The sequence below is a fragment of the Mesorhizobium sp. M7A.F.Ca.ET.027.03.2.1 genome (genome assembly GCF_003999175.1).
GTDB lineage: Bacteria > Pseudomonadota > Alphaproteobacteria > Rhizobiales > Rhizobiaceae > Mesorhizobium.
This window is the reverse complement of sequence record NZ_RZOM01000342.1, coordinates 1-5,550: the sequence shown is the minus strand read 5'-3', so window position 1 is coordinate 5,550 and position 5,550 is coordinate 1. Positions and strand designations below refer to the sequence as shown.

The window sequence follows — 5,550 nt, the reverse complement described above, 5'->3', positions numbered from 1 at the left end:
GGGCAGGAAGGCAAGCACGCTGCCGCTCTCGTCGGCAATGGCAGCGCGGATCGCCTTGGCCATGGCGTCCTCGATGGCGATGCCGGCCGGCCGTTCGTCATAGCGGATGTCGACGGGGAAGGCGCGACCCTCGCTTTCGACGACCGGCGCGCCCGACAGGAGTTTGGCGACACGCGCACCGTCGAGCGTCGCCGACATCACAGCCAAGCGCAGATCCGGCCTGAGCGCCCCTTGCACGTCGAGCGCCAGAGCGAGACCAAAATCGCCGTCGAGCGAGCGCTCATGGAATTCGTCGAAAATGACAGCCGAAACACCGGGCAGTTCGGGATTGTCGAGGATCATGCGCGCCAGCACGCCTTCGGTGACGACCACGATCCTGGTCTTTGCCGAAATGCGGTTTTCCATGCGCATGGCATAGCCGACGGTGGCGCCGGGTTCCTCACCAAGCAATTCAGCCATCCGGCGGGCGGCGGCGCGGGCGGCGAGGCGGCGCGGTTCAAGCAGGATGATCTTGCCGGCGCCGAGCCAAGGCGTGTCAAGCAGCGCCAGCGGCACCAGCGTCGTCTTGCCGGCGCCCGGCGGCGCCACCAGCACGGCGCTGTTGCCATGGCCGAGCGCTTCCCTCAGCGCCGGCAGCACGGCGGATACAGGAAGCTCCGGCAGGGGTTTTGTGGTCATGGCGCCCGCATATCAGCGGTTACGGCCAAGGCGCAACCAGAGTCGGTTTAAAGCCGGGTGCGCGAAAACGGGTTCCAGCGCACGGTGCCCAGCCGCGCTTCCTCACGAACCATGGTCAAAAGGCCGGCGCCGCCAACGACCGCCAGGCCAACCAGCGACAGCCCGTCCGGATATTCCTGGAAGAACAACGCGCCGAGGATCACCGCCCAGGCGATCTGCGAATAATGCGTCGGCGCGACGCGGTTGGCGGGCGCGTATTTCATGGCCAGCAGCTGCAGGAATTGTCCACCCGCGGTGAAGGCACCGGCCATTGCCAGCCACAGCAACTGCTTTCCGCTGGGAACAGTAAAGGCGGTGGCGGCGGCACCGATGCCGTTGAACAGCAGGCCGCAACCGACCAGCACGCCGAGCATGGTGGTGCGCTTTTCCTGCTGCGCCAGCGAGCGCATCAGGATGACGCTGGTGGCCGCGAGGAAAGCAACGCCGAAGGCGGCAAGATGGCCGAGATTGAGTTCGCGAAAGCCAGGCCGCACCACCAGCATGACGCCGGCAAAACCGGCGACCACCGCCAGCCAGCGCCAGGGGCCGACCTTCTCCTTGAGGATCACCGTGGAGAGAATGGTGACGCAGAGCGGCGCCAGGAAGATCAGCGCATAGGACTCGGCCAGAGGAATGGTGGTGAAGGCGTAGACGCTGAGCACGCCGGAAGCGATGCCCGCCCAGGCGCGCGCCTGCACCGCCCATGGTCTTTTGGTGCGCCAGAAATCGCGCCAGCGTTCGCCCGCAGGTCGCGTGAAGAATAGGAAGAAGCCCGCGAACAAAGTTATGAAAAAGCCGATCTCGAAGATCGTGAGTTGACCGCCCAGGCTTTTGACAACGGCATCGCTGCCCGAATAGCTTGCGTAGGCGATCAGGGCGAGCAGGATTCCGTTCGTCACGTTGTTCCAGTTCCGGGGAGAGAGTGATTTGAAAATCCTGGCGCTCGGTGCCCATCCGGACGACATCGAGATCTTCATGTTCGGTACGATGGCCGCCTATGCCGCGCAAGGCGCAGAGCTCACTTTTGCCATGGCCACGGATGGTGCCAGGGGCGGCACGAGTGATCCCGCTGTTCTCGCTCGTGTCCGTCGCGATGAAGCAACGGCCGCGGCTGCGCTGGTAGGCGCAATGCCACGCTTCCTCGACTTTCCGGACGGCGAGTTGGTGGCCGATGCAGCGCTGATCGGAGCTCTGAAAGCACTGATTGGTCAAACCGGCCCGGATCTGGTGATCACGCATGCGCCCAACGACTATCATGCCGACCATCGCGCGCTGTCGGACGGCGTGCGCATCGCGGCGTCTTTCGCCGTCCCGGTGCTGCATGCCGACACGATGGGCGGCACCGGTTTTTCGCCGACGCACTATGTCGACATTTCCGCCCATGCCGACGTCAAGGCCGAAGCGATCCGAATGCATCAGTCGCAGGATCCCGACCGCTTCGTCGACATCGCGCGGACACAGAACGCCTTTCGCGCCGGCCAGTGCAACGGCGCGCAAGGCTCCTCGGCCGAAGCCTTCCGCTTCGAACCGTCGTTCCCGTTTGCCGATATCCGTATGCTGCTGCCGCCGGCACCGCCGATCCGGAAGGTGATGGTGAGCACCAGAAGGGTCGGTTGAGAAGCCGAGGCGACCCCACGTCCTGGTCACAATCGGCCTGAACAGCTTCGGTAAGCCGACCAGCGAGCCGCGCTTCTCCAACGTTTTCAGACATCGCGATAAGCATGCTGCGGCGCAGCAACGAATTCGCTTGCTTTGTTTAGTAAAAATTGCATCACTAAACAAATTACTAAACATCCGCAGCGTAACCGCGCAGCCATGTTTGGGCCCCTGAGGAGAGGGGTTGAGGGCTTTTTGAAACCGTCATCCGGGCGCGTTTCGCAAATGGGAGGAAGTCATGAAATCGAGCTTGAAACTGGCGTTGGGACTGACCTCGGCGATCACAGCGTCGACAGCCGTCTCGAACGTCGCGCACGCTGAAGACCTGACGCTGTGCTGGGCCGCCTGGGACCCGGCCAACGCGCTTGTCGAACTGTCCAAGGATTTTACCAAGGAAACCGGCATCGGCATGAAATTCGAGTTCGTGCCATGGACCAACTATGCCGACCGTTTCCTCAACGAGCTGAACTCGCACGGCAAATTGTGCGACCTGATCATCGGCGACAGCCAGTGGATCGGCGGCGCTGCCGAGAACGGCCATTACGTCAAGCTGAACGACTTCTTCGACAAGGAGAAGATCAGCATGGACGATTTCGTGCCGGCAACCGTCGTCGGCTATTCGGAATGGCCGAAGAACACGCCGAACTACTGGGCGCTGCCGGCCATGGGCGACGTCGTCGGCTGGACCTATCGCAAGGACTGGTTCTCCAAGCCGGAACTGCAGAAGGAATTCAAGGAGAAGTACGGTTGGGATCTCGGCCCGCCGACCACTTTCGACCAGTTGAAGCAGGTCGCCGAGTTCTTCCAGAAGCGTGAGATCGACGGCAAGACCGTCTACGGCGCCTCGATCTACACCGAGCGCGGCTCTGAAGGCATCACCATGGGCGCCATGGACGTGCTCTACAGCTATGGCTTCCAGTACGAAAACCCCAAAAAGCCCTACGAGATGGAAGGCTTCGTCAACTCCGACAAGTCGGTGAAGGGGCTGGAGTTCTACAAGGCGCTCTATGATTGCTGCACGCCTCCGGGTGCCTCGAACAGCTATATGGGCGAAGGCGTCGATGCCTTCAAATCCGGCCAGGTGGCGATGCACATGAACTTCGCCTTCACGTGGCCGGGCCTGCAGAAGGACGAGAATGTCGGCGGCGACAAGATCGGCTACTTCGTCAACCCGAAGGGGCCTGACGGCGAGCAGTTCGCCCAGCTCGGCGGCCAGGGCATCTCCGTGGTGTCCTATTCCGACAAGCAGGAAGCGGCGCTGAAATACATCAAATGGTTCGCCAACAAGGACGTGCAGGCCAAATGGTGGTCGCTCGGCGGTTATTCCTGCCTCAACGCGGTGGTCAAGGATCCGGGCTTCCCGGCCAGCCAGCCCTACGCGCAGACCTTCCTCGACTCGATGGCCATCGTGAAGGACTTCTGGGCCGAGCCGAGCTACGCCCCGCTGCTGCAGGCCTCGCAGAAGCGTTTCCACGACTATGTCGTCGCCGGCCAAGGTTCGGCCAAGGATGCGCTGGACGGCCTGGTCAAGGACTGGACGCAGGTCTTCCAGGACGACGGTAAGATGTAACTGGGGCAAGATGTAACCCGGCTCCTCCCGAGCTCGACCCATGCGTCCCGTGCCGCCCTTGGCACGGGACGCAGTTCAGATAAATTCCATGACAGAGACGACCAAGTGACCGAAGCAGGACTCACCATGCTCAATCGGACCGCGGAGAACGTTGCCCGGGCGACGCCGGAACCGTTGGCCCGCAAGGTCCGGGGCATCAGCGACAAGGGCCTCGCCTGGCTGTTCATCTCGCCGACGATCCTGTTGCTGCTGGCCATCAACATCTTCCCGCTGTTCTGGGCGATCTATCTGTCGTTCACCAACTACCGCGCCAACCGCCCGAACGAGGTGGTGAAGAACCTCGGCTTTGCCAACTACCAGCGCATCCTCGGCGACAAGGATATCTGGATCGCCATGCAGACGACGGCGCATTTCGTGTTCTGGACCATCCTGCTGCAGACGCTGATCGGCTTCACCCTGGCCTGGCTGATCGACAGGAAGTTCCGCGGCCACGCCTTCTGGACGACGCTGATCCTGGTGCCCATGATGCTGTCGCCGGCGGTGGTCGGTAATTTCTGGCGCTTCCTCTACGAGCCGCAGATCGGCCTGTTCGCCTACGCGATTTCCTTCGTCACGAGGATTCCGCCGACCGATATCCAGATGCTCTCCAACGTGTCGCTGGCGCCCTGGTCGATCATCATCGTCGACACCTGGATGTGGACACCCTACGTGATGCTGATCTGCCTCGCGGGCCTACGCTCCATCCCCGAATACATCTACGAGGCGGCCGAGGTCGACCGCGCCTCCAACTGGCGGCAATTCTGGTCGATCACGCTGCCGATGGCGCTGCCCTTCATCATGCTGGCTGTGCTGTTTCGCGGCATCGAGAACTTCAAGATGTTCGACATGGTCAATCTGTTGACCGGCGGCGGGCCGGGCTCGACCACCGAGGTCGCCTCGATAACGCTGAAGCGGCAGGCTTTCGAAAGCTGGCGCACCGGCTATTCCTCGGCCTTCGCAATCATTCTTTTCGTGGCGGTGTTCGGCCTCGCCAACATCTACGTCAAGGCGCTCAACAAGGTGAAGCAGAGATGAGCCTGACCACAGCCCATTCGGTCGTCGCACCGAGCAGCAACTCGAAACGGATCGCCGGCACGATCATCGTACTTTACGCACTGATCTCGATCGTGCCGCTGCTGTGGATCTTCGCCACCAGCTTCAAAACGCCGCCGGATTCGATCGCCTATCCGCCCAAGATCCTGTTCCAGCCAAGCCTTGAGGGCTACTGCAATCTGTTCACGACGCGGACCCGGCAGACGCCGGAATACATCAACTCGCTGGGCCCGGCGACAGGCTTCTGCGACGAGACCACGCGCAAGCGCAACATGGTGATCGCCGGCCCGTCCAACTTCCTGCCGCGCTTCGTCAATTCGCTGATCATCGCCTTCGGCTCGACTTTCTGCGCCGTCTTCCTCGGCACGCTGTCGGCCTACGGCTTCTCACGCTTCAAGGTGCCGCTCGCCGACGACCTTTTGTTCTTCATCCTGTCGACGCGCTTCATGCCGCCGATCGCCGTCGCCATTCCGATCTATCTGATGTACCGCGAGCTTGGCCTGTCGGACACGGCG

The 5,550-nt window shown here is 62.1% G+C and carries 5 protein-coding genes and 1 pseudogene; 4 read left to right on the top strand and 2 right to left on the bottom strand.

Annotated features, from left to right (window positions below):
- Together EN750_RS16490 and EN750_RS16485 are read right to left on the bottom strand one after the other, a co-directional pair.
- The coding region (locus tag EN750_RS16490) for a DEAD/DEAH box helicase (protein WP_127397039.1) at positions 1–678 on the bottom strand (678 nt) is incomplete at its 3' end.
- Between the two features lie 47 nt (positions 679–725).
- On the bottom strand, positions 726–1,616 hold the full coding sequence (locus EN750_RS16485) for a DMT family transporter (RefSeq protein WP_127397038.1): 891 nt from the start codon (positions 1,614–1,616) through the stop codon (positions 726–728).
- Between the two features lie 28 nt (positions 1,617–1,644).
- Between EN750_RS16485 and EN750_RS16480 the strand changes: the two genes are divergently transcribed.
- The 4 genes and pseudogenes from EN750_RS16480 to EN750_RS16465 all read left to right on the top strand — a co-directional run.
- Positions 1,645–2,334: a PIG-L deacetylase family protein gene (locus tag EN750_RS16480; protein WP_127273168.1), complete on the top strand. Its 690-nt coding sequence runs from the start codon at positions 1,645–1,647 to the stop codon at positions 2,332–2,334.
- Between the two features lie 277 nt (positions 2,335–2,611).
- Positions 2,612–3,943, top strand: coding sequence for an ABC transporter substrate-binding protein (locus EN750_RS16475; RefSeq protein ID WP_027039732.1), 1,332 nt, complete (start codon positions 2,612–2,614; stop codon positions 3,941–3,943).
- A 126-nt stretch (positions 3,944–4,069) separates the two neighbouring features.
- Positions 4,070–5,017 carry a sugar ABC transporter permease gene (locus tag EN750_RS16470; protein ID WP_032901495.1) on the top strand — a complete coding sequence of 316 codons (948 nt, stop codon included), beginning with the start codon at positions 4,070–4,072 and terminating at the stop codon, positions 5,015–5,017.
- A pseudogene (locus tag EN750_RS16465) lies at positions 5,014–5,550 on the top strand (carbohydrate ABC transporter permease); the annotation flags it as partial. The gene EN750_RS16470 and the pseudogene EN750_RS16465, both read left to right, overlap by 4 nt.

What these genes read in the sequence shown, in the direction of transcription:
- EN750_RS16475 (WP_027039732.1), top strand. Translation starts at nt 2,612, where the DNA reads ATGAAATCGAGCTTGAAACTGGCGTTGGGACTGACCTCGGCGATCACA.
- EN750_RS16470 (WP_032901495.1), top strand. Translation starts at nt 4,070, where the DNA reads ATGCTCAATCGGACCGCGGAGAACGTTGCCCGGGCGACGCCGGAACCG.